The sequence below is a fragment of the Achromobacter aloeverae genome, from assembly GCF_004121055.1.
Lineage (GTDB): Bacteria > Pseudomonadota > Gammaproteobacteria > Burkholderiales > Burkholderiaceae_B > Bordetella_C > Bordetella_C aloeverae.
In genome coordinates, this window is sequence record NZ_PYAL01000005.1 from 22,043 (window position 1) to 41,563 (window position 19,521).

At 65.9% G+C, this 19,521-nt stretch carries 16 protein-coding genes and 1 pseudogene; 10 read left to right on the forward strand and 7 right to left on the reverse strand.

The annotated features are described in order from the left end of the window. The first annotated feature begins 240 nt into the window (after positions 1–240). Positions 241–1,218, forward strand: coding sequence for an Abi family protein (locus C7R54_RS16865; RefSeq protein ID WP_158021230.1), 978 nt, complete (start codon positions 241–243; stop codon positions 1,216–1,218). A gap of 255 nt (positions 1,219–1,473) precedes the next feature. Here C7R54_RS16865 and gyrB read toward each other — a convergent pair whose 3' ends face one another. The 3 genes from gyrB to dnaA form a co-directional block, all read right to left on the reverse strand. Further along, a complete protein-coding gene (gene gyrB, locus C7R54_RS16870; protein WP_129151624.1) occupies positions 1,474–3,927 on the reverse strand; it encodes a DNA topoisomerase (ATP-hydrolyzing) subunit B in 2,454 nt (817 codons plus the stop codon). 174 nt (positions 3,928–4,101) lie between these two features. Continuing rightward, positions 4,102–5,211, reverse strand: coding sequence for a DNA polymerase III subunit beta (dnaN, locus tag C7R54_RS16875; protein WP_192903679.1), 1,110 nt, complete (start codon positions 5,209–5,211; stop codon positions 4,102–4,104). A 2-nt stretch (positions 5,212–5,213) separates the two neighbouring features. Then, positions 5,214–6,770 (reverse strand): chromosomal replication initiator protein DnaA, encoded by a 1,557-nt coding sequence (gene dnaA, locus C7R54_RS16880; protein WP_129151626.1) that lies wholly within the window; start codon positions 6,768–6,770, stop codon positions 5,214–5,216. A gap of 477 nt (positions 6,771–7,247) precedes the next feature. On the opposite strand from dnaA, the gene rpmH reads away from it, so the two are divergent. From rpmH to yidC, 4 genes and pseudogenes are all read left to right on the forward strand, one after another. Continuing rightward, positions 7,248–7,382 carry a 50S ribosomal protein L34 gene (gene rpmH / locus C7R54_RS16885; RefSeq protein WP_057654304.1) on the forward strand — a complete coding sequence of 45 codons (135 nt, stop codon included), beginning with the start codon at positions 7,248–7,250 and terminating at the stop codon, positions 7,380–7,382. A gap of 53 nt (positions 7,383–7,435) precedes the next feature. Next, a pseudogene (gene rnpA, locus C7R54_RS16890) lies at positions 7,436–7,801 on the forward strand (ribonuclease P protein component); the annotation flags it as partial. A 74-nt stretch (positions 7,802–7,875) separates the two neighbouring features. After that, a complete protein-coding gene (gene yidD, locus C7R54_RS16895; RefSeq protein ID WP_204524358.1) occupies positions 7,876–8,148 on the forward strand; it encodes a membrane protein insertion efficiency factor YidD in 273 nt (90 codons plus the stop codon). Between the two features lie 48 nt (positions 8,149–8,196). Then, positions 8,197–9,891 (forward strand): membrane protein insertase YidC, encoded by a 1,695-nt coding sequence (gene yidC / locus C7R54_RS16900; protein ID WP_129151628.1) that lies wholly within the window; start codon positions 8,197–8,199, stop codon positions 9,889–9,891. Positions 9,892–10,062: 171 nt separating this feature from the next. Here the strand turns inward: yidC and C7R54_RS16905 are convergent, their stop codons facing one another. Beyond that, positions 10,063–11,088, reverse strand: coding sequence for a Bug family tripartite tricarboxylate transporter substrate binding protein (locus tag C7R54_RS16905; protein ID WP_129151629.1), 1,026 nt, complete (start codon positions 11,086–11,088; stop codon positions 10,063–10,065). Positions 11,089–11,237: 149 nt separating this feature from the next. Between C7R54_RS16905 and C7R54_RS16910 the strand changes: the two genes are divergently transcribed. The 5 genes from C7R54_RS16910 to C7R54_RS16930 are packed head-to-tail and all read left to right on the forward strand — an operon-like array spanning position 11,238 to position 16,684. Next, entirely contained in the window at positions 11,238–12,452 is a 1,215-nt protein-coding gene (locus C7R54_RS16910; protein WP_158021231.1) for a CaiB/BaiF CoA transferase family protein, read from the forward strand. Between the two features lie 19 nt (positions 12,453–12,471). Further along, positions 12,472–13,632 (forward strand): acyl-CoA dehydrogenase family protein, encoded by a 1,161-nt coding sequence (locus C7R54_RS16915; protein WP_129151631.1) that lies wholly within the window; start codon positions 12,472–12,474, stop codon positions 13,630–13,632. Between the two features lie 22 nt (positions 13,633–13,654). Continuing rightward, entirely contained in the window at positions 13,655–14,410 is a 756-nt protein-coding gene (locus C7R54_RS16920) for a GntR family transcriptional regulator (protein WP_129151632.1), read from the forward strand. Between the two features lie 43 nt (positions 14,411–14,453). After that, positions 14,454–15,245 carry an enoyl-CoA hydratase/isomerase family protein gene (locus C7R54_RS16925; RefSeq protein WP_129151633.1) on the forward strand — a complete coding sequence of 264 codons (792 nt, stop codon included), beginning with the start codon at positions 14,454–14,456 and terminating at the stop codon, positions 15,243–15,245. Positions 15,246–15,262: 17 nt separating this feature from the next. Then, positions 15,263–16,684 carry an MmgE/PrpD family protein gene (locus C7R54_RS16930; protein ID WP_129151634.1) on the forward strand — a complete coding sequence of 474 codons (1,422 nt, stop codon included), beginning with the start codon at positions 15,263–15,265 and terminating at the stop codon, positions 16,682–16,684. Here C7R54_RS16930 and C7R54_RS16935 read toward each other — a convergent pair. The 3 genes from C7R54_RS16935 to C7R54_RS16945 are packed head-to-tail and all read right to left on the reverse strand — an operon-like array spanning position 16,653 to position 19,391. Further along, positions 16,653–17,540, reverse strand: coding sequence for an ABC transporter permease (locus C7R54_RS16935; RefSeq protein WP_129151635.1), 888 nt, complete (start codon positions 17,538–17,540; stop codon positions 16,653–16,655). The two genes, C7R54_RS16930 and C7R54_RS16935, sit on opposite strands and share 32 nt — an antisense overlap. A 38-nt stretch (positions 17,541–17,578) precedes the next feature. Further along, positions 17,579–18,436, reverse strand: a complete 858-nt coding sequence (locus tag C7R54_RS16940; protein WP_129151636.1) for an ABC transporter ATP-binding protein — start codon at positions 18,434–18,436, stop codon at positions 17,579–17,581. A 1-nt stretch (position 18,437) separates the two neighbouring features. Further along, positions 18,438–19,391: an ABC transporter substrate-binding protein gene (locus C7R54_RS16945; RefSeq protein ID WP_377815575.1), complete on the reverse strand. Its 954-nt coding sequence runs from the start codon at positions 19,389–19,391 to the stop codon at positions 18,438–18,440. Between the last annotated feature and the right edge of the window lie 130 nt (positions 19,392–19,521).

Below are 19,521 nucleotides of genomic sequence, written 5' to 3' on the forward strand. Positions count from 1 at the left end.
ATGCGGGCTATCAATGGGGGCGTGCGGCGCCACGCCAGGGTCGCCTGCCGTGCCCTAACCCGGCAGAAGGTCGGGCGCCAGCGTTCGGGCCAGCGGCGCCGTTCATCATGCATGGCGGTCTTCTTTCCTGTGGCAGGCGTCGCATCGTCGCTGCCGCGTTAAACAGTTCGCGAGCACCAAGGTGTCTTTGTAGGCGTCAATATCGCTACCATGGTCAACCCCAGACAACCAGGATGGACCATGATCCTTGCCTCCGGTTCGGCCTATGTTGGCCCATTTGTCGACGCCATCTCACATGCAAGACTGAGCAACTACCGCACGTTCTTCTGCCCCGCCGATGACAACGAGACGCTTGGGCTCTACCAGTGGAATGACGACGTCAGCGGTTCGCTGTTCCGTGCCATGTCGCTTCTTGAGATCGTCCTCCGCAATCAGTTCCACAAGGCCCTGGGTGGCCGGTATGGCGCTATTGGTCCCACCGGGGGGAAGGACTGGTTCAATCACCTCAACTTGAATCCGGATTCACGAGACAAGGTCAGAAAGATCACCCACAGGAGACGCCACGGGACTTGGTTGCCTCGCAACCCCATGCCTTCGCCGGACGATGTAGTCTCGAAGCTGACGTTCGGCTTCTGGCCCCACCTTCTGGATGTGACCACAGATGCCACCGGCCAAGCGCTGAAGTGGGGCGATATCCTGGTCGACGTGGTGCCGGGCCACCGGATGCGCTTGCCGACCCAATGGAAACAGCACCAGCGCGACGCGCTTTTCGCAAGACTGGACCTGTGCAACGAAGTCCGCAATCGCATCGCGCATCATGAGCCCATCTGGAAGCTCGGCCCTCTGCTTCAGGAAGCGCGAGCACGCCAAGGCGTGACGCCTGCCATCGTGGCGCCTGCGCCGGCGACACCCTCGGATGCCGTTGACCGATTGGCCCTGTACTACAACCGCATGGTGGAGTTGCTGAAGTGGCTGTCGCCCGACGTAGCGACGGCCTACCGGGGCTGCGAAGCGGATGCCCGCTGCCGGATGCTACTGACTCACGAGACCCTGGAACACTACCGCCGCCGGCGCAGCCTTGGCGCAGTCCAGTTGGACCACTTCCTTGGAAAGCGACGCCTCGCGAAGGTACTGAAGTACGCATCACGGCATCGCCAACCTGTCGCCCTCAAGCGCGGCGAGGCCGTAGTCGGACATTGGGCGAGCCACGCCAGATAGTGCGCCGTTACAGCCACCCGAGCATCGCGGAGATGCTCGCACAAAGGAAAATGGCCGCTTGCGCGGCCATTCCCTCTTTTGCGTCTTGGAGTTTGACGTCCGTCCGAGGAGGGAAGCAGTCAACCTGTGATCCAAGCGCTTACATGACTAGTGTATCCCGTATCGTCCATACCGGCAAATCAGAACCTGATCGCAACCTCACCGCCAGTTCTGACCTGTACGGATACTCCGGGACACGTCCCGGACCCTACACGATCAGATGTCGATATTGCTCGCCGACAGCGCGTGGGTTTCGATGAAGTTGCGGCGCGGTTCGACGTCGTCGCCCATCAGGGTCTGGAAGACCTCGTCGGCGGCGATGGCGTCTTCGATCTGGACGCGCAGCAGGCGGCGCACCTTGGGGTCCATGGTCGTTTCCCAGAGCTGCTCGGGATTCATTTCGCCCAGGCCCTTGTAGCGCTGCTTGCTCACGCTGCGCTCCGCTTCGCCGCGCAGCCAGCGCATGACTTCGCGGAAGTCGGAAACACCGGCCTCCTTGCGCTTCTCGCCCTCGCCACGCGCAACCAGCGCGCCCTTGCCGATCAGGCCCAGGAAGGTCTTGGCCGACCGCGACAGCACGCCATAGTCGGCGCCCGCCACGAACGTGGCGTCGATCACGCTGATGCGCGCATTGCCATGGCGCATGCGGCGCACGATCAGACGCTGCTTCTCCGTGCCCGGGTCCACTTCGGCCGTGACGGACACCGCCTTGGGCGCGAGCGGATCGAACATCGCCTGCTGCAGGTTCTCCGCCGACGCCGCGGCCGTCTCGGGCGTGGAGAGGTCGATCTCCACGCCTTCGGCCATGGCGGACAGCGCGGCTTCGTCGATCATGCGCGACGCGCGCCCGATCACGGCATCCGCCAGGTCGTACTGGCGCGCCAGTTCGGCCAGCGCGTCGCCCGTGATGGGATCGGCGCCTTCGGACGGCACCAGCGACGCATCCTTAAGCGCCAGCTGCAGCATGAACACGGCTTCTTCCTGGTCGTCCTTCAGGTAGCGCTCGTCGCGGCCCACCTTGACCTTGTACAGCGGCGGCTGGGCGATATACACGTAGCCGCGCTCCACCAGCTCCGGCATCTGGCGATACAGCAGCGTCAGCAGCAGGGTGCGGATGTGGGCGCCGTCGACGTCCGCGTCGGTCATGATGATCAGGCGGTGATAGCGCAGCTTCTCGACGTTGAAGTCGGGGCCGATGCTGGTGCCCAGCGCGGTGATCAGGGTAGCGATCTGCTCGCTGGCGATAAGGCGGTCGAAACGCGCCTTCTCGACGTTCAGCACCTTGCCGCGCAGCGGCAGGATGGCCTGGAACTTGCGGTCACGGCCTTGCTTGGCCGAGCCGCCCGCCGAGTCGCCCTCGACGATGTACAGCTCGCACAGCGCCGGATCCTTTTCCTGGCAATCGGCCAGCTTGCCGGGCAGGCCGGCGCCTTCCAGCACGCTCTTGCGGCGCGTCATCTCGCGCGCCTTGCGCGCGGCTTCACGCGCCCGCGCGGCCTCGACGATCTTGCCGCACAGCGCCTTGGCATCGTTGGGATGCTCCAGCAGCCAGGTTTCCAGCGTGCGGGCCACCGCGTCTTCCACGGCCGGACGCACTTCGCTGGAGACCAGCTTGTCCTTGGTCTGGCTGCTGAACTTGGGCTCGGGCACCTTCACCGACAGCACGCAGGCCAGGCCTTCGCGCATGTCGTCGCCGGAGGTCTCGACCTTGGCCTTCTTGGCAAGCTCGTTATCCGCGATGTACTTGTTCAATATCCGGGTCATCGCCGCGCGCAAGCCCGTCATGTGGGTGCCGCCGTCGCGCTGGGGGATATTGTTGGTGAAGCAAAGCACGCTTTCGGAGTAGGTGTCGTTCCACTGCATGGCCACGTCCACCGTGACCGGCACGCCACCGGCGCTCGACTCGGCGCTGACCGAGAACACGTTGGGATGCAGGACCGTCTTGCTGCGATTGATGAACTCGACGAAGCCCTTCACGCCGCCGGAGAACGCGAAGTTCTCTTCCTTGCCCTGGCGTTGGTCGACCAGGCGGATCTTCACGCCGTTGTTCAGGAAGGACAGCTCGCGCAGCCGCTTCGACAGGATCTCGTAGTGATACTCGATGTGCGTGAAGATGACGGGATCGGCCAGGAAGCGCACTTCCGTGCCGCGCTTCTCCGTCTTGCCGGTGACCGCCAGCGGGGCGACGCGCACCCCTTGGCGGAATTCCATTTCATGCACTTCGCCGTTGCGGCGTATGGTCAGGCGCAGCCATTCCGACAGCGCGTTCACGCAAGACACGCCCACGCCGTGCAAGCCGCCGGACACCTTGTACGAGTTCTGGTCGAACTTGCCGCCGGCGTGCAGCTCGGTCATGACGATTTCCGCCGCGCTACGGCCGAATTCGTCGTCCTTGTGGATGTCGGTGGGAATGCCGCGGCCGTTGTCCGATACCGAAATCGAATTGTCGGTGTGGATGGTCACGACGATGTCGTCGCAATAACCGGCCAGCGCCTCGTCGATGGCGTTGTCCACGACTTCGAAAACCATGTGATGCAAGCCCGTGCCATCGGACGTATCGCCGATGTACATGCCGGGGCGCTTGCGCACGGCCTCCAGCCCCTTGAGCATCTTGATCGAATCTGCGCCATAGTTGGCGTTCTCGGGATTGGTATTCGGGGTGTCGGACATAAGTCTTTTCGTTTACTGATTCAAAGAGCCACCGGCCTGAGGGCCGGCACACCAGGCCGGAGAATGCCGGCGAGGCGAGGGAGGAACGATGCGCGCCGCACGAATCGCGGTAGCGGTCGAAGGACGTGCCCTGGAACGGCCCCGACCGGGCCCGGCCCAGGGCACGTCCTTCGCTTAGATGCGCATCGGCATGACGACGTACTTGAACTGTTCGTCGTCAGGCAGCGTGATCAGTGCCGAGGCGTTCTGGTCCGGCATCACGGACCACTTGATCTCCTCGACCTTGATGTTGTTCAGCACGTCCAGCAGGTAGCCGACGTTGAAGCCCACATCCAGCGGTTCATGGCTGTAATCGATGTCGATTTCTTCCTGTGCCTCTTCCTGCTCGGCGTTGGTCGAGGAAATCTTCATCAGGTTCTGCGCCAGCTGCAGGCGCACGCCCTTGAACTTGTCGGTGGTCAGGATGGCGGCACGCTGCAGGCTGCCTTGCAGGGCTTCGCGGTTGACCAGGAAATGGCGCGTGTAGGACGTGGGGATGACGCGCGTGAAGTCCGGGAACTTGCCTTCGACCAGCTTGGACACCAGCTCCACGTCGCCGAAACGGAAACGGATCTGGCCCGGCGCCACGTCGATATCGACGACGGCGTCGCTGTCTTCGAGCAGGCGCTGCATTTCCAGCACGGTCTTGCGCGGCACGATCACTTCATGGCGCTCGGCGATGCCATCGGCCTCGGTGGAGCTGTGTGCCAGGCGGTGGCCGTCGGTGGCCACGGCGCGCACGCGGCCCGGTTCGAATACCAGCAGCATGCCGTTCAGGTAGTAGCGGATGTCCTGCTGCGCCATGGCGAAGTGCACCATGTTCAAAAGGTGGCGCAAGGACTTCTGCGTGAGGCTCAGGGACACGTCCCACTGCTCGGGCTGGGCCACGGTGGGGAACTCGCTGGCCGCCAGCGTCTGCAGCGCGAAGCGGCTCTTGCCGGTCTGCACCGCAAGCTTGTTGCTGTTCAGGGCCAGCTTGACGTCGCCGACGTCGGGCAGGGCCTTGAGAATGTCCACCAGCTTGCGCGCGGCCACCGTGATGGACTCGTTATCGCCGCCCACGCCGAAATCGGCATGCGTGGTGATCTGCACTTCGAGGTCGGTGGCGATGAACGACACCCGGCTTCCCTCTTTGCGCATCAGGATGTTCGCCAGGATGGGCAGCGTATGCCGTCTTTCGACGATGCCCGCCACAGTCGACAGCGGTTTCAGCAATGCATCGCGTGTGGTTTGTACGAGTTGCATGGTCATCCTTTTAGAGTTTGTTCCAACACGTGCAGGGTATGGTTGAGTTCAGCAAGCTTGGCCCGGGCGTCCGAGATCTTGCGCACGGCGTGCAGCACCGTCGTGTGATCCCGGCCACCGAACAGATCCCCGATTTCGGGCAAGCTTTTCTGCGTCAGCTCCTTGGCCAGGTACATGGCCACTTGGCGCGGCAGCGCAATGTTCGCAGGCCGCCGTTTCGAGTACATGTCGGCGACCTTGATCTTGTAGAAGTCGGCCACCGTCTTCTGGATATTCTCGACCGTGATCTGGCCGTTGGACACGGACAGCAGGTCCTTCAGCGCGTCCTTGCAGACATCGACCGTGACGACATCGCGGCCATGGAAACGGGCGTAGGCCAGCACCTTGCGCAGCGCCCCTTCCAGCTCCCGCACGTTGCTGCGCAGATGCTTGGCGATGAAGAAGGCCACTTCCTCGGGCATGGGCACGCCCTCGGACTCCGCCTTGCGCAGCAGGATGGCCACCCGCATCTCCAGCTCCGGCGGTTCGATGGCCACGGTCAGGCCCGAGTCGAAGCGGGAGATCAGGCGACTGTCGATGCCGGCCAGCTCCTTCGGATAGGTATCGCTGGTGATGATGATCTGCTTGCGCTGCGCCACCATCGCCTCGAAGGCATAGAAGAACTCTTCCTGCGTCCGGTTCTTGCCCGAGAAGAACTGGATATCGTCGATCAGCAGCAGGTCGAGCGAATGGTAGTAGCGCTTGAAATCGTCGAAGGCCTTGCGCTGGTAGGCCTTGACCACGTCCGACACGTATTGGTCGGCATGGACATAGCGCACGCGCACGCCAGTGCCCGCCGCCACCATGGCGTTGCCGATGGCATGGATCAGGTGCGTCTTGCCCAGGCCCACGCCGCCGTAAAGAAACAGCGGGTTGTACGAAATGCCGGGGTTCTCGGCCACCTGCAGGGCCGCCGCGCGAGCCAACTGGTTGGCTTTCCCGGTGACGAAGTTCTCGAACGTCAGGTCCGTGTTCAACCGCGACCGCTCGTACACGATGTTCGCGGCTTCGCTGGTGACCGGCGGCGGTGCCGGTACGGGCGCCGGCGCGACGCTGGCCGGGCCGGACGGGACGCCGTTGAGCCCATGCTGCGGCGCGCCATTCGGGATGCCCTCAGACACGCCATTCGCCATGCCATTGGCGCCATGCGACACGTCTTGCGCCGCCGCGGCCGCGGCCGCATTCGCCGCCGCCATCGCCGCCGCGCCACTGACGCCGGGCGTGCCGAGGCTGGCCGCGCGCGGGCGCGGCGCCAGCGGCAGGCGGCCGCCGGCGCCGGCCGGCAGCTCGAACTGCACCTGGACGGGACGCTGGAACCATTCGGCGGCAAGCGACTCGATTTGCTGAGCGTAATTCTTGCGCACCCAATCCAGCTTGAAGCGATTGGGCGCGGAAATGCGCAGAAGGGCCTGCGCTTCGTCGAACGCAACCGGCACCAGCGGACGGATCCATGCGCTGATTTGCTGGGGGGGGATTTCCTGCTCAAGACGACTGACGCAGGTCTGCCAGAATTCTTTCATGTCGCTCTTGTCTAAACCTCGATTCTACCTTGCCCGGGCTGTACTTATCCACAGGCCTGCGTGGCCCGGTGCCCGCGCGGGGGGCCTAACTGTTTGACAAGATAGAGAAAACTTGCTGAAATGGTGGGCTTTACCGAATTTTGCACGAAATTTGGATCCGGGCTTCAGGCTTTGAGGCTTTAGCTTTAGGCTTTAGCTTTAGGCTTTAAACCCCCCGGGCGCCGGGCCTGAGCGCGTGAGCACTCGACCCGAGACCCAACCTGGAATCTGAAATTCGCTGAAATCCGGCCCGGAGCGGCCCAGTACCCAGAAGCACGCCCTCCGGACCCAGAAACTGGCTTAGCCTTCGCCTGCATCCGTCAAGGAAGCAGACGGACCAGCAGGCCGTGTCGACTGGCAGCGTCGCGGCGGCAGCACAGAACGTGCGGGCTGTACAGGACGCGCCCCCCGTAAATTTGTTCTTTTTGTGGACCTTCCATGAAACGCACCTTCCAACCTTCCGTTACCCGCCGCAAGCGCACCCATGGTTTCCGTGTGCGCATGAAAACCCGCGGCGGCCGCGCCGTCCTGAACGCTCGCCGCGCCAAGGGCCGCAAGCGCCTGGCCGTCTGATCGCCCCGTCGCGATCCGTGACGCCGGCCTGCGTGCCGGCGCCAGCGCCTGACATGCCGCGCACCACGCTTCCCCCGGGGGCGCGGATGCACCGCCCCTCCGAGTTCGCCGCCGCCCTGAAAGGCCGCCGGCTGGCACGAGGGGCGTTTTTCATGGTGACTTCCGCCGCCAGCATACAAGCGCCCGGGCAGGCTTGCGCCCGCCTGGGCCTGGTCATTGCCAAGCGCCACGCCGCGCTGGCCGTGACGCGCAACGCGCTCAAGCGGGTCATACGCGAAGCCTTTCGCCACCGTCGGCACGACCTGCGGCCGGCGGACTATGTCGTCCGTCTTCACGCCCGCGTTCCCCGCATGTCGCTGACCGCCCTGAAGCATCTGGCGCGCGCCGAAGTGGACACCCACTTCGAACGCATCGTCCGGATGCCGCCGTCGCGCGGCGAATCCGCGAGGGACAAGCCGGCCGCGCCGGCTGTCGCCACGCCATGATGCGCGCCCTGGTCACCGCGCTGCTGATCGCGCCGATCCGGTTCTACCGGTACTTTCTCAGTCCCTGGATCGGGCGGCAATGCCGCTTTGCCCCGACCTGCTCGGCCTACGCCATCGAGGCCATCGAAACCCACGGTCCGCTGCGCGGCCTGTGGCTGGCGGTCCGGCGTATCGGCCGCTGCCATCCCTGGGGCCCGGGCGGATTGGACCCCGTCCCGCCCGCTTCAGGAACTTCCGGCCCTTGTGGCGGCTCCCATTGCCACCGCGCCGGTCATGATTAACGCTAAACTGGCGGGCTTTGCTGTTCTCGCTTTCACCTTGTAGGCGCCATGGATATCCGACGCACCGTCCTCTGGATGATATTTTCGTTCTCGCTGTTGCTCCTCTGGAACAACTGGCAAGTCCATAACGGCAAGCCGTCGTTGTTCGGTGGCACGCCGCCCGCGGCCACGGCACAGGCCCCCAATCCGCAAGCCGCTCCCGCGGCCTCCACCGCCATTCCGTCGGCGCCCGCTGCATCCAGCGCGCCGGCAGCCCCGGCCGGCGGCGGCGTGCCCACTGCCGCGGCGGCCCAGGCGGCCCAGTCGCAGCGCGTGGTCATCACCACCGACGTCCTGCGCCTGACCTTCGACACCACGGGTGCCCAGGTGGTGCGCGCCGAGCTGCTGAAGTTCCCGGACGCCAACCATGACGACCAGCCGACCGTGCTGCTGGACGACTCGCGCGACCTTAACTACGTGGTGCAGTCCGGCGTGGTCGGTTCGACCAGCGGCCAGCCCTTCCCCACCCACCAGACGCCTTTCCGCATGGTCTCGACGGACCGTTCGCTGACCGGCGATACGCTGGCCGTGGTGTTCGAGGCGGATTCGGGCGGTCTGAAGGTCACCAAGACCTACACGCTGCATCGCGGCCGCTACGACATCGACGTGCGCCACGATCTGACCAACACCAGCGGCGACCCGCTGCGCCCGGCCCTGTACCTGCAACTGCAGCGCGACGGCAACAACCCGCCCGACACGTCCAGCTTCTACCACACGTTCACGGGCATGGCGGTCTACTCGGAGCAGGACAAATTCCAGAAGGCCACCTTCTCCGACATCGAGAAGAAGAAGGCCAGCTATATCAAGCAGGCCGACAACGGCTGGATCGGCGTGGTGCAGCATTACTTCGCCACCGCCTGGATTCCCCCGCAAGGCAAGAACCGCACCAACGAACTGTTGGAAGTGGCCCCCAACCTGTACGCCGCGCGCACCGTGGAATCGGTGGGCGAAGTGTCGGCGGGCGCCTCGGCCTCGATCGATTCGCACCTGTGGATCGGCCCCCAGGACCAGAAGGCCATGGCTGCCGTCGCTCCCGGACTGGAACTGGTGGTCGACTATGGCGTGCTGACCATCATCGCCAAGCCCCTGTTCGCGTTGATGACCTGGCTGCATTCCATCCTGGGCAACTGGGGCTGGACCATCGTGGCGCTGACCGTGCTGGTCAAGGCCGTGTTCTATCCCCTGGCCGCCACCAGCTACCGCTCGATGGCACGCATGAAGCAGGTCGCCCCGCGCCTGCAGGCCCTGAAGGAAAAGTACGGCGACGACAAGCAGAAGCTGAACGCCGCCATGATGGAGCTGTACCGCACCGAGAAGATCAACCCGCTGGGCGGCTGCCTGCCCATGGTCGTGCAGATCCCCGTGTTCATCTCGCTCTACTGGGTGCTGCTGGCCAGCGTGGAAATGCGCGGCGCGCCGTGGCTGGGCTGGGTGCACGACCTGTCGGTGCATGACCCGTACTTCATCCTGCCCGCCATCATGATGGCGACCATGTTCCTGCAGATCAAGCTGAACCCCACCCCGCCGGATCCCGTGCAGGCGAAGGTCATGATGATCATGCCCTTGGTCTTCGGCGGCATGATGTTCATGTTCCCGGCCGGCCTGGTGCTGTACTGGTGCGTCAACAACACGCTGTCCATCCTGCAGCAGTGGAGCATCACGCGCCGCCTGAAGCACGCCACCGAGGCGGCGGCGAACAAATAAGCAGCGAGGCCGGAACAGGGAGCGCACGTCTCCTGCCTGCCGGCTAGCAACCGCAACAAGCCGCGGGGCCGTTTCCTTGGAAGAGGAAACGGCCCCGCGGTTTTTTAACGCCCGGATGTTTCACGCCCCGATACACGCGGCGCCTGTCCGCGTACGGGCTGCGCGGCGCGCCTAGGTTTGCGCGATACCGATTTCGCGCGTCAACCAACGATACGTCGGCCAGGAACGGGCGATGAACTTGTGCAGGTCCTCGCCCACCAGCGGCGTCTCGTCTTCCGCCAGCGTCGCCATCACGTTCCTGACCCGCTCGGATTCGACGACCGACCGCTGCACCAGCCGCGCGATCCTGTCGACGATTTCACGCGGCGTTCCCTTGGGGGCGAACAACATATTGGTCTCGGCAAGATCCTGGTAGGCGGGTCCGATAAAGCCCGCCTCGGCCCAGGTAGGCGTGTCGGGCAAGGCCTTCGAGTGCGGCCCCGTGGTGACGACCAGCGGCTTCACATTGCCGACCTTGATGCCGCCGCCGATGCCCGCCAGCGAGCCCGCGCCGATGCTGACCTGGCCACCGTACAAATCGCCCAGCATCGCGCCGGTGCCCTTGTAGGTCGCCACGTTGAATTCCGCGCCCGTGTCCTTGCTCAACTGGTGCAACATCAACTGCCAGCCGGAGCCGATGGCGTAGTTGCCGCAATTGACCGGCTTGGTCCTGGCCAGCGCGATCAATTCCTTCAAGGAATTCGCGGGAAAGGCCTTGTGCGCCACGCCCACCACGGGACCGACGCCGACGGAGGCAACGGGCACCAGGTCGGTATCGAAATTGACGGCCGGGTTCTTCACCAGCACCGAAGCCTGGGCTGCGGAACTTTGCAGGGTGATCAGCAGGGTGTGCCCGTCGGCGGGGGAATGCGCCACGACCTCCCCCCCGATGGTACTGATGGCGCCTGGCCGGTTCTCCACCACGACCGTCGCGCCCAGTTCCTTGGTCATGTATTCGGCCAATGCCCGCGCCGTCGCGTCGTTGGAGGAACCCGGCGCCTGCGTGGCGATCAGGCGGATGGGCTTGGCGGGCCACGCGGCGCCCTGGCCGAACGCCCGGGGCGCGCCCAGCACGGCGGCGCCAAGCCCGAAGGTCTTCAATACGTCGCGCCGCGATATGCGCTGCGACGCGGCGTCGTTGCGGGTCGTGTTTTTCATAGTCTCCTCCTCGGACCCTGGCGGGCCCAGTCCTTATTCGAATTCGAATCGCTTTTTTGAATGGGTCGGCGAGCCGGACTCGCTGTCCCGGGTATTCTTATTTATACTTGTACGAACAAGTGTACATGCAATACAAGGAGACAGCCAGAATGACAGCCGAACCATCGTCCGCCATGGAGCAGGTCCTGCAAGGCATACGGGTGCTGGACCTGACACAGAACGTGGCGGGCCCCTTCTGCACCCAGATCCTGGGCGATATGGGCGCCGAGGTCATCAAGATCGAGCGGACCGGTTCCGGCGACGACACCCGGGCCTGGCAGCCGCCCAGCTGGGGCGCGCGCTCGTCGACCTTTCTCGCGCTGAACCGCAACAAGAAAAGCCTTGCCGTCGATCTCGACACGCCGCAGGGCGTCGACATCGTCAAGGCCCTGGCACGCGACGCGGACGTGCTGGTGCACTCGCTGAAGCCCGGCAGCGCCGAATCGCGCGGGCTGGGCGACGAGGCGCTGCGGGCCCTCAACCCAGCCCTGGTGTATTGCGCCATCAGCGCCTTTGGCCAACAGGGGCCCCTGCGCGCGCAGCCCGGCTACGACCCGCTGATGCAGGCCTACACGGGCATCATGAGCGTGACCGGCTCCGAGGGCGATCCGCCGGCGCGCGTCAGCGTGTCCCTGATCGACATGGGCACGGGCATGTGGGCCGCCATGGGTATCCTGGCCGCCCTGCTGCGGGTGAAGCTCACCGGCAAGGGCACGACGGTGTCCGCCAGCCTCCTGGAGACGGGCGTCGGCTGGATGAGCATTCTTATCGCCAATTACCGCGCCAGCGGAGTCCTGCCCCGCAGGATGGGCACGGCCATGGCAATGACGGCGCCCTATGAATTGTTCCAGGCCGCCGACGGCGCCGTCTTCATAGCGGCCGGCAACGACCGGCTGTTCCAGAAGGTCTGCGTGGCGCTGGACCTGGAAGCGCTGCCGCGCGACGAGCGATACGCCAGCAATGCCGTCCGGGTCCGCAACCGGCAGGCGCTGCACGAGACCATCGAGCAACGCACGCTGGCGCTGGGCGCCGCGGACATCGCGCGACGGCTCCAGCGGCAGGGCGCCCCGTGCAGCGTGTTGAACAACGTCCAGCAAATGCTGGAAAGCGAGCAGGTGGCGGCGGTCGGCATCATGCAGGAACTCGACATCCAGGACGGCGACGGGCACCAGGTCGTGGGCCTGCCTTTCACCCTGGACGGGCAGCGCCGCACGCGCCACGACGCGCCGCCCGAGCTCGGCCAGCACACGCGCGCGCTGTTGGACGCGGCCGGCTACCCGGCCGCGTCCGTTGACGACCTGATCGCGCGGGGCGTCATCCGCTAACCCTCTACTGGAACCTCACATGAACCACGTCGATACGGCCCATCTCGAAGAAATCCGCCGCGCGGTCGGCGCCCTGTGCGCGGACTATCCCGGCGAATACTGGCAGCAATGCGAGCGCGACGAGCGCTATCCGGAAGAATTCGTCGACGCCATGACCCGCGCGGGCTGGCTGGCCGCCTTGATCCCCGAGGAATACGGCGGGTCGGGCCTGTCCCTGCGCGAGGCCTGCGTCATCCTGGAAGAGGTCAACCGGTCCGGAGCGAACGGCGCGTCGTGCCATGCCCAGATGTACACCATGGCTGCCCTGCTGAACCACGGCAGCGAGGCGCAGAAGCGCAAGTACCTGCCCCGCATCGCGGACGGCAGCCTGCGCCTGCAGGCTTTCGGCGTGACCGAACCCGACGCGGGGTCGAACACGCTGCGCATCAAGACCCAGGCCAGGCGGATCGACGGCGGCTATGTCATCAACGGCCAGAAGGTCTGGACGTCGCGGTTCCGGCAATCGCATATGTACCTGCTGATCGCGCGCACCACGCCCTACGAGGAAGTCAGGAAGAAGACCGACGGGCTGACGCTGTTCCTGGTCGATATCGAAAAAGCGGGCAAGGCGCTGACCTCGACGCCTATCCGGACGATGCTGAACCACCATACCAACCAGGTCTTCATCGACGACCTGCACGTCAGCGACGACGACAGAATAGGCGAAGAGGGCAAAGGCTTCACCTATCTGCTGGACTCCTTGAACGCCGAGCGCCTGCTGGTCGCCAGCGAATCGCTGGGCGACGGGAAATGGTTCGTCGAACATGCGTCGCGCTATGCTAGCGACCGCGTGGTATTCGACCGGCCCATCGGCGCGAACCAGGGCGTCCAGTTCCCCATCGCGCGGGCGCACATGAATTTGCAGGCCGCGGAGCTGATGCGCGACAGGGCGGCGGCGCTGTTCGACGCCGGCGAACCCTGCGGCCCCGAGGCCAACATGGCCAAGTACCTTTCCACGGAGGCCTCGTGGGAAGCCGCCGAGGCCGCCATGCTGGCCTACGGCGGCAACGGCGTGGCCTGCGAATTCAACCTGGAGCGGAAATGGAAGGAAGCGCGTCTTTTCAGGATCGCGCCCATCTCCAACAATCTGGTGCTGGGATATGTGGGCCATCATTTACTGGGAATGCCGCGTTCGTATTGACCCATAGACTAGGCAGACAAGCATGACCAGACCCGCCGCGGCATCGGCCGCGATACCAGGAAACACCAAGCACGCCATGGTCGCGCGTGCGTTGATGCAGGATATCGCCTCAGGCAAGTATCCGGTCGGCGCACAGCTGCCGTCGGAGCCCGACCTGGTGGCCGCGCTGGGCGTCAGCCGCCAGACCATACGCACCGCCTTGCGGTATTTGCGCGATGTCGGCCTGATATCCGGCTCGCAGGGCGTAGGCAGCTTCGTGCGTGCCAGCGCGCCGTCCAGGCGCTACGGCTACGCGTTCGATTCCGTGACGGACCTGGTCCAGTACGCCGCCGACACCGTCATGCGCGTGCTCTCCCGCCGGGAGATCACGCTGACGGCCGAACAGGCCGAGTGGCTGGGACGCAAGCAGGGCGAAGCCTGGTGGCAGGTCCACACCTTGCGCGTCACGGCCGGGCTCGGCGAACCGGTGGCGAGCTCCGTCATCCTGATTCCGTATGTATTCGGCCAGGTCCTGGACGAGGCCGAGCATTCGAGCGAGGCGATCTTCTCCCTGATCGAGCGGCGCATGGGCGAGTCCATCACCGAGATCCGGCAGAGCATCTCGATCGCGCGGGCCGACGACGCGCACGCGGAGGTCCTGGGCGTGCCGCCCGGCGACGCCGTGATGTGCATGGAAAGACGCTATTTCGGGCGCACCGGCGACCTGCTGGAAGTGACCCGGACCCTGCACCCCGCCGAGAAATTCCAATACGACATGCGCGTGCGCGTCAATCCATGACCGTGCGCACGGGCCCCGCGACAACGAGAGGAGACAGCACGCCATGAGCGCCTACGAAACCATTCTTTTCGAAGCAGACCCGCAATGCGCGGAATTGCGGATCGTCACGTTGAATCGTCCGGCGCTCATGAACGCGATGAACACGCGCATGTTCCAGGAGTTGCGCGAGGTCTTCCGGCTGTTGCGGGACGATCCCACGGTCAGGGCCGTGGTGATCGCCGGCGGCGAAAAGGCCTTTTCGGCCGGCGGCGACCTGAAGGAGCGCAATGCCATGAGCTACGACACGTGGCGCCAGCAGCATGAGCTGATCGAGGAGACCTTTCTCGGCGTCCGGGACTTTCCCTGGCCGGTGATCGCCGCGGTCGAGGGGCACGCGCACGGCGGCGGCTTCGAGCTTGCCATGATGACCGACTTCATCATCGCGTCGGAGACCGCGCGCTTCTCGCTGCCCGAAACCCGCCTGGGCATCATGCCGGGCGGCGGCGGCGTGCAGAACATCGTGCGCGCCCTGGGCGTTCCCAGGGGCAAGCGGTACTTGCTCACGGGCGATCGAATCAATGCCGAGGAGGCGCTGCAATGGGGCCTGGTGACCGAGGTGACCGCCGCCGGGCAGGCGCGCGAGACGGCGCTGGCGCTGGCGCGCCGCATCGCGCGCGGCGCGCCCATGTCGGTGCGATACATCAAGGTGGCGGCCAGTCGCGGCGCGGAGGTCGATTTCCACACGGGCTATGCGCTGGACATCGCGGCCTACAACGTGCTCGCCTCTTCCGCGGACAGGGTGGAAGGCGTGGCCGCCTTCAACGAACAGCGCCCGCCGCGCTGGTCGAACCGCTGAGCCGGCCGGAGACCGCCATGAACGCCATTACCGTCACGAACGCCACGCAGCAGCTTGCCGAGTTCATCACCGCCCCGTCGCCCGGCATCCCCGACGTCGTCCTGCGCCGGGCTGCGCGCCAGCTGGTCGACACGGTGGCCGTCACGCTGGCTGGCGCGCGCGACCCTATCGTGCAAGCCTTGCAAGGCGCGCTGGAGGACCGGGACGGCGGCGTCGCGCTGCCGTGGACGCCACGGCGCTTCAGCCAGGACGATGCATGCCTGCTGGTCGGCACGGCGTCGCACGTCCTCGACTATGACGACGTCTGCATGCTGGCGATCTCGCATCCCAGCGCGCCCATCCTGTCCGCGCTGCAGGTGCTGGCCCGCAGCCAGGCCATGCATGGCCGCGACTTCCTCGAATGCTATGTCGTGGGAACGGAGGTCATGATCCGCTGCGGCGAAGCGCTGGGCTTCGGGCACTATGACCTGGGTTTTCACGCGACCGGGACCCTGGGCGTGCTGGGCGCGGCCGCGGCCTGCGCGCGTGCGCTGGGGCTTACGCCCACGCAGGCGCGCCATGCGCTGGCGATCGCGGCCAGCCAGTCGGCGGGGCTGCGGGTCAATTTCGGCAGCGCGGTGAAGTCCATGCACGTCGGGCTGGCGGCGGCCAGCGGCCTGCGGTCCGCGCGGCTGGCCCAGGCGGGCCTGGACGGCGCGCAGGACGCCCTGTCCGGCAAGGGCTGGCTGCACGCCATGTCCGGCGGCGCCGTGGCCTTGTGGCCCCAGGCGGTCCGCCTTGGACAGCCCTACGCCATGGCGCAGCCGGGCTTCGAGCAGAAGCGCTATCCCTGCTGCTACATGATGCACAAGATGATCCGGGCCACCCTCTCGCTGCGGGAACGGCACGGCCTGGGCCTGCCGGGCCTGGAGCAAGCGACCGTGCTGATGGCCCGGGGCGGCACCGAGCCGCTCATCCATCCATCTCCCCGCACCGGCCTGAACGCGAAATTCAGCGGCCCCTATGCCATCGCCGCCAGCCTGGAAGACGGGCAAGTCGGGCTGAAAAGCTTCCACGATGCGGCGGTCATGCGCGAGCCGATCCAGCAGGCCTTGCCGCGCGTGCGGCTGGTGGAGGCCGGAGAGGCCGCGAAGACGGGCGGCGACGTGGGCGCCGCGCCGGTGACCGTCGAACTGCGCTACGCCGACGGCCAGGTGTACGCCTGCACGGTTTCCGTGTCGCCGGGCTCCATCGACGATCCCCTGTCCGACAAGGACCTGCAGGAGAAGTGGCTGGACTGCGTGGCCGAAGGCCTGCCGGAAATGGACACGGATACCGCCCGGCGGCACTTCCACCGGGGCCTGGCCATCGAAGCGGAGGTGGACGTACGGCGCTGGCTGGCGCTCGAACCGGACACCAGCGCGCCACTCAGCGATGCATGCCCCACCGGCGCACGGTAACGCGCTCCAGGTTGTCGAAGCCCAGCCCCTCGACCAGCAGGCCGATCAGGACGACGGCCGCCAGGCCCGCGAAGACGCGGTCGGTATAAAGCTCGTTGCGGTTCTGGAAGATGTACCAGCCCAGGCCGCCCTTGCCGCTGGACGCGCCGAAGACCAGCTCGGCGGCGATGAGCGTGCGCCAGGCGAAGGCCCACCCGATGCGCAGGCCGGCCAGTATGGCGGGCAGCGCGGCCGGCACCAGTATCCGCAGGACATAGCGAACGCCGCGCAGGCCGTAGTTGCGGCCGGTCATGCGCAGCGTGTCGGGAACGGCCAGGAAGCCGGCATACGTATTGACCGCCAGCGCCCACAGCACCGAGTGGATAAGCACGAACACCAGGCTGCCTTCGCCCAGCCCGAACCACAGCAACGCCAGCGGCAGCAGGGCGATGGCCGGCAAGGGATTGAACATCGCCGTCAACGTCGCCAGCAGGTCGCGTCCCAGGCGTGTCGATACGGCCAGCGTCGTCAGCACGAAGGCCAGCGCCACGCCCGCGAGATAGCCCTTGACCAGCACCCGCAGGGACGTGGCCGCGCGCGCCAGCAGTTCGCCGTCCAGCAGGCCCTCGGCAAAGGCCTTGGCCGTGGCGACGAATCCGGGCAGCAGCAGATCGTTGTCGGTGAGCCGCGCGGCAAGCTCCCATAGCGCGGCCAGGACGACGAGGATCAAGGCCTTGCGCACGGCGGTGCGCCGCCAGATGCGTTCCAGCCAGGGCAGCGGCGCCTCCACCGCCAGCTCGGGCAGGGGCGCCAGGTCGCGTACGAACTCTTCGCGGATCGGCGGCAGGGGCGGGCGAGTGTCTGATAGCTGGGACATGGAAGGCGTCGACGTTGCGGTTCGAGGCGAAGTAAGGATCAAGCGGCCGCGCGCCGCGCCGTGGCGAGATGCCGGTCGGACGCGGGTTCTTCCGGCGTGGGCAGGTCGAACAGCAGGTCATGGATGCGCTGTGTCGTGGCCTGGAAAGCCGGTGAGCCCGCGCTGTGCATGCCGTACTGATGCGCGTTGAGTTCGGCGCGGACGCGACCCGGGTGCGGCGACAGCAGCAGGATGCGATTGCCGACCAGCAAGGCCTCCTCTATGGAATGCGTCACGAACAGCAAGGTGAACCGCACTTCCTCCCACAAGGCCAGCAGCTCTTCCTGCATCTTGCGGCGCGTCAGCGCGTCGAGCGCCGCGAAGGGCTCGTCCATCAACAGGATGCGGGGTTGCATGGCCAACGCGCGGGCGATGGCCACGCGCTGCTTCATGCCGCCGGACAAGGTGTGCGGATACGCGTCCGCGAAAGCGGACAGGCCGACCTTGTCGAGGTAGTGAAGCGCGCGCGCGTCCGCTTCGCGCCGCTTGAACTTGCGCGAGGCCAAGAGGGGAAACGCGACATTCTCCCGTACGGTCTTCCAGGGCGGCAGCTGGTCGAACTCCTGGAACACGACGATGCGATCCGGCCCGGGTTCGCGCACGGCGTTGCCATCCAGCCGGATCACGCCTTCGGTGGGCGCGATGAAGCCGGCCACGGACTTGAGCAGCGTGGACTTGCCGCAACCCGACGGCCCCAGCAGGATGTAGCGGTCCGATTCATGCACCTGGAAACCCACCCGATGCGTGGCCCGCACGCGGCGGCCCGGCGTCTTGTATTCCAGGCTGACGCCGTCGACGTCCAGCAGCGGCCGGGGCGGGGCGGCGGTCGCGGTGGGAAGGCCGGCGGCGTGGTTCATGTCAGCTCCCGTTCGCGAGCACGGCGTCGTCGAAGAAGTAGTCGCGCCAGCTTGCGGGTTCGTGCTTGATGGCGCCGACCCGGTGCATGAACCTGGCCAGTGTATAGGTGTTCTGCGGCTCGACCTTGAATTGCACCTGGGGGTTGGTGATGATGTCCAGCAACAGCTTGCGATCCTGCTTGGCGTCGGCGACGCGCAGATAGGTATCGGCAGCCTGGTCGGGATGCTCGCGCACGAAGCGCGCCGCCTCGACCAGGGCATCCTGGAAGGCCTTGTAGGTCTTGGGATTGTCCTTGCGGAATTTTTCCGTGGCGAACAGCACCGTGGACGACGACGGGCCGCCCAGCACCTTGTAGGAATCGAGCACGATGTGCGCGCGCGGATTGCCGGCGAGCTCCTGCTCCTGGAAAGGCGGATTGCCGAAGTGGCCGGTGATCTCGGTGCCGCCGGAGATGATGGCCGCCGTGGCGTCAGGGTGGGGCAACGCCACCGAAATGCTGTCGAGCTTGTTGTATTGCGCTTCTCCCCAGACGGCGGCCGACGCCATCTGCAGCACACGGGACTGCACCGACACGCCGACGGCCGGCAGGGCGATGCGGTCCTTGTCGGTGAAGTCGGCGATGGTCTTCACCTCGGGCCGGTTGCTCACCAGGTAATAGGGAAAGTTGCCCAGCGACGCCACGCCCTTGACGTTCTGCTTGCCGTAGGTGCGGTCCCATATGGTCAGAAGCGGACCGACGCCGGCGCCGGCGATGTCCACCGCGCCGGAAAGCAGGGCGTCGTTGACGGCGGACCCACCGGACAGCTTGAGCCATTCGACCTTGATATCCACGCCTTCCGCCTTGCCATGCTTTTCGATCAACTGCTGATCCCGCGCCACATTCAGCAGCAGGTACACGATGCCGAACTGTTCGGCGATGCGGATGCGGCCTTCGGCATGGGCGGGGGTGGGCATGGCCAGGGCGACGGCGGCCAGGGACAGGGACAGGACGGCGGCGGTGATGGCGCGCGTCAGGCGCGAGGCGAACGGGATCGAGGGCGGCATGGTTTTCCGTCTTTCTTGGTCTGTGGAAAGAAAAACGCGG